Origin of the sequence: Micromonospora sp. NPDC049366 (genome assembly GCF_044466625.1) — a bacterium.
In the GTDB taxonomy this organism is placed as follows: domain Bacteria; phylum Actinomycetota; class Actinomycetes; order Mycobacteriales; family Micromonosporaceae; genus Micromonospora.
Window position 1 is genome coordinate 1 of record NZ_JBITMV010000050.1, and the last position, 4,197, is coordinate 4,197.

At 67.7% G+C, this 4,197-nt stretch carries 3 protein-coding genes; all 3 read left to right on the forward strand.

Features of this window, described 5'->3' with window-relative positions; translation table 11 throughout:
- Positions 1 to 221: 221 nt before the first annotated feature.
- The 3 genes from ACIBTV_RS31325 (at position 222) to ACIBTV_RS31335 (ending at position 3,821) form a co-directional block, all read left to right on the forward strand.
- On the forward strand, positions 222 to 1,559 hold the full coding sequence (locus tag ACIBTV_RS31325) for an MFS transporter (protein WP_396710784.1): 1,338 nt from the start codon (positions 222 to 224) through the stop codon (positions 1,557 to 1,559).
- A gap of 22 nt (positions 1,560 to 1,581) precedes the next feature.
- Positions 1,582 to 2,997, forward strand: a complete 1,416-nt coding sequence (locus ACIBTV_RS31330; RefSeq protein WP_396710786.1) for an aldehyde dehydrogenase family protein — start codon at positions 1,582 to 1,584, stop codon at positions 2,995 to 2,997.
- Between the two features lie 266 nt (positions 2,998 to 3,263).
- Positions 3,264 to 3,821, forward strand: coding sequence for a MarR family winged helix-turn-helix transcriptional regulator (locus ACIBTV_RS31335; RefSeq protein ID WP_396710788.1), 558 nt, complete (start codon positions 3,264 to 3,266; stop codon positions 3,819 to 3,821).
- Positions 3,822 to 4,197 lie beyond the last annotated feature (376 nt).

Sequence of the window (4,197 nt, forward strand, 5' to 3'; positions counted from 1 at the left end):
ACGCCTGGACCGTCGCGGAGACCACCCGCACTGAGCGCACCCACCACGGCTACCAGGCCGAGGGCAACAGCGGCCCGGCCTACATCGCCTGACCGCGTCAACGGCTCCGGCTGGCCAGCATCCCCGGCGCCGGCCGGCCGGATCCCTCACTGTTCCCGATTGGTCGCAACATGCCATCCCGTCCGCCTGCCCGCAGAGCCGCACCGCGCGTCATCTTGGCCGTGGTCCTGCTTGCCGTCTTCTCGTTCGCGGTGCTCCAATCGCTGATCAACCCTGTGCTTCCAGCGCTTCAGGAGGAGCTCGACACATCCCCGACGCTGGTCGCCTGGATCGTGACCGCGTTCCTGCTGTCCGCGTCGGTGAGCACACCGGTGGCCGGGCGGCTCGGCGACCGATACGGCCGAGACCGCGTACTGGTCGTCTCACTCGCCGCGCTGACCGCGGGAGCTGTGCTCTCCGCTGTGGCCCCGGGAATCGAGCTCATGCTGGCCGGGCGGGTCTTGCAGGGGTTCGGCGGCGGCGTGCTGCCGCTGGCGTTCGGCATCATCCGCGACGAGATCCCGGAGGACAAGGCGCCCAGCGCGATCGGCTTCGTAGCGGCACTGGCCGCCGTTGGCGGCGGTGCGGGCATGGTCCTGGCTGGACCACTCACCAACGCCCTGGGCCTTCGTTCGCTGTTCTGGATTCCGGCAGCACTCACAGCCGCCGCCGCGGCGGCTGCGCGCGCTATCGTGCCGCCCTCGTCGTCCCGCAGCCCCACCCCGATCAGCTGGCTCGCCACCGTACTCCTGGCAGGTTGGCTGGTAGGGCTTCTCGTTCCGCTCAGCCAGGCCAGCAACTGGGGGTGGCGGTCGCCGGCGGTGCTCGTACCGCTGACGGCAGCCGTGCTGCTCGCCGTCACGTGGTTCAAGGTGGAGAAGGTCTCGGAACGGCCGCTCGTCGACATGCGAATGATGCGCCTGCCCGCCGTGTGGACGACGAACCTCGTGTCCCTGCTGTTCGGCGTCGGCCTGTTCGCCGTCATGGCGTTCCTGCCGGTCTTCGTGCAGACGGCGCCCGAGGTGGGCTACGGCTTCGGGGCCAGCGTCACGGAGGCGGGTCTGGTGTTGCTGCCGATGACGGTGACCATGTTCTTCGCTGGGCTGGCGTCGGCCCCACTCGTTCGGCGGTTCGGCGCCCGTCTCGTACTCATCGCCGCGTCGGCGTTGTACACCACGGCAATAGCCATGCTCGCATTCAGCCATGACAGCCGGTGGCAGGTGCCGCTCGCCCTGGCCCTTTTGGGTGGCTCACTCGGAACAGGATTCTCGACGATGGCCACCGTCATTGTCACCGCCGTCCGCCCGGAACAGACCGGCGTGGCAAATGGGGTCACAGCCAACGTTCGCACCATCGGCGGATCGCTCGGCGTGGCACTGATGACGGCGATTGTCGGCGCCAACACGCCGACCGGCGGACTGCCGGCCGAGGAGGGCTACACCTACGGCTTCGCCGCCCTCGGCATCACTGGCGTCGCCGCGCTCGGCGTGGCGACGCTGCTTCCCCGCAAGACACGTTAATTCAGCAGAACGGAGCACCACCGTGCGAACGATCGACAAGATCTACATCGACGGACAGTTCGTCACCCCCCACGGCACGGAGTTCGGTCCTCTCACCAATCCGGCAACCGAACAGCCGATCGGACAGGTCCTCCTAGCCGACGAAGTCGACGCGAACGCCGCGATCGCCGCCGCGAAGCGGGCCTTCCGGTCCTTCTCCCGGACCACCCGCGAGGAGAGGTTGGCGATCCTTCGCCGACTGAGCGCGGCCTTCACGGCCCGCCTCGACGACCTGTCGAACGCCATGATCGAGGAGTACGGCGGCCCGCGCAGCTTCGTCACAGCCGTCATGCCCAAGGCGGCACTCGTCTTCGACGAGGCCGCCGAGGTCCTGGAGAACTACGCGTTCAGTCGCACCCAGGGAACGAGCACCATCGAGATGGCGCCCATCGGGGTAGCCGTGGCGATCACTCCCTGGAACCTCAGCATCGTCTTCGTGGCCGAGAAGCTCGCCTCCGCGATCGCGGCCGGAACCACCATCGTCGTCAAGCCCAGTGAGCTGAGCGCAATCCAGACCCAGATCATGACCGAGTGCATCGACGCAGCTCAACTCCCGCCAGGTGTCGTCAACATCGTCACCGGCCGCGGCGCCGTCGTGGGCGAGGCGCTGACCACCCACCCCGACGTCGCCAAGATCAGCTTTACCGGATCGACCGCCGTAGGCCAACAGATCATGCGCAACGCCGCCGGCACCATGAAACGCCTGACCCTCGAACTCGGCGGTAAGAGCCCCAGCATCGTGCTGGACGACGCCGACATCCCGACCGCGGTGGCCACCGCCCTCCAGGCCGGTTTCCTCAACAACGGCCAGACCTGCTTCGCCGGAACCCGCATCCTCGCCCCACGCAACAAGCTCGACGAAATCCTCGAAGCTATCAAGTCCACTGTCCCGACGCTCAAGGTCGGCGACCCGGACCACGCGGACACCGCTATCGGACCGGTGCTCAACCAGACACAGTTCGATCGAGTCCAGGGCTACATCCGACTGGCCCGGGAGGAGGGCGCGACGCTGCTCACCGGCGGCGAGGGCCGGCCTGACGAACTGCCGAGCGGCTGGTACGTCAAGCCCACGGTGTTCACCGACGTCACCAACCAGATGCGCATCGCCCGCGAGGAGGTCTTCGGACCTGTCCTGGTCGTGATCGCCTACGACGACGAGCAGGAGGCGATCGACATCGCGAACGACACGCCGTACGGCCTGCAGGCATATCTGTTCTCCACCGATGTCGCGCGGGCCCGACGGATGGCCAGCCAGATCGACGCGGGCACTGTAGTGATCAACCGCATCTTCGGCGCAGCGGACGCCCCCTTCGGTGGGTTCAAGCAGTCAGGCATCGGCCGCGAGCACGGCACACATGGGCTCGAGAACTATCTCGAAGCCCGTGCCGTAACGGTGTGAAGATCGACGGCCAGAAAGACCTTGGCGAGTAGGGCCGCATGATCTGATCAGGTCAGGCCCTGTCGTTTCGGGAACGTGCTGTTCGGCCAGGCCATGGCATGGCTACCGGCCGAGACGTGGAAGCGCCCGGTGTCGGCGAGAGTCGACGCCGGGCGCTGTCCATGGAGTCAGGCCGCAAGGACGGGAGCCGCCGGGCCCTGCGGCACCGGCACTGGTGCCGGCCGGATGATCGTCCGGTCGCTGCGGTTAGTTGTCTGAACAAAAGTATGACCGACAACCTGTCAGGTTACTATGGGCGAGTGGATGTGGGTACAGGCGCGCCGACTGTGGGCATTCCAGGGTCCGACCTCGGTTGGACCCTGGGGGTGATCCTGCGTCGCTGGCATGAGCAGGTCGGGCAAGCCGTCGAAGGACTGCCACACGGGCCACGCGGCTATCAGATCTTGTCGGTCGTCGGCCACAACAGCCCGCCCACCCAGAGTGGGCTAGCCAAACACCTCAACATCGACAGAACGGTTATGCCGTACATCATCGATGCCCTCGAGCGGGCCAGCCTGATCGAACGCCGGCCCGATCCGTCGGATCGCCGTGTGCGCAGGATCGTCATCACCCCGTTCGGCTCGGAGACGCTCACACGGCTCGAGGAGAAGGTACGAGCGGCCGAAGACTCGGTCTTCCAGGGAGTCGCACCCGAAGTGCGCGCCGTCTTCGTCGACCAGGCCATGCGGTTGGCAGTCTCGATTCATACCAATCAACCTGATGTCGACCCGTGCATCGCTGTGCGTGATGTGCTTGCCGATCCCACCCTCGGACCACAGCGGTAGTCCACGCTCGTCGGGTGCCGGGCCATGCCGACACTCTCCGTCGCGCTTCTCCTCGGCGTCGGAAGGCGCGGTCTCGGGTGCGGGCCAGCCGGCGACGAGGCGACGGCCGCCCAGGGCCGTGCGCCTGGCCGCGGCGGGGGCGCGTGGCCGCGAGGTGAGCGGGGCCGAGCGCGCGTTCTGGCGGAAGCGCGCGCTCACTGCCCTTTCCAGCGGTCAGCCGAGGGCACAAAGGCCGGCGCATCCAGTACAGCGGTGGGGGGGGGGGGGGGGGGGGGGGGCCCCGGGCCCCGGTTTGATGAGGGACAAACACCCCCGGCGAAACAAAGAACAAGGGGCGGGGGGCGGCGTGACCACGGCGCCACCCGAGGGGGGACGA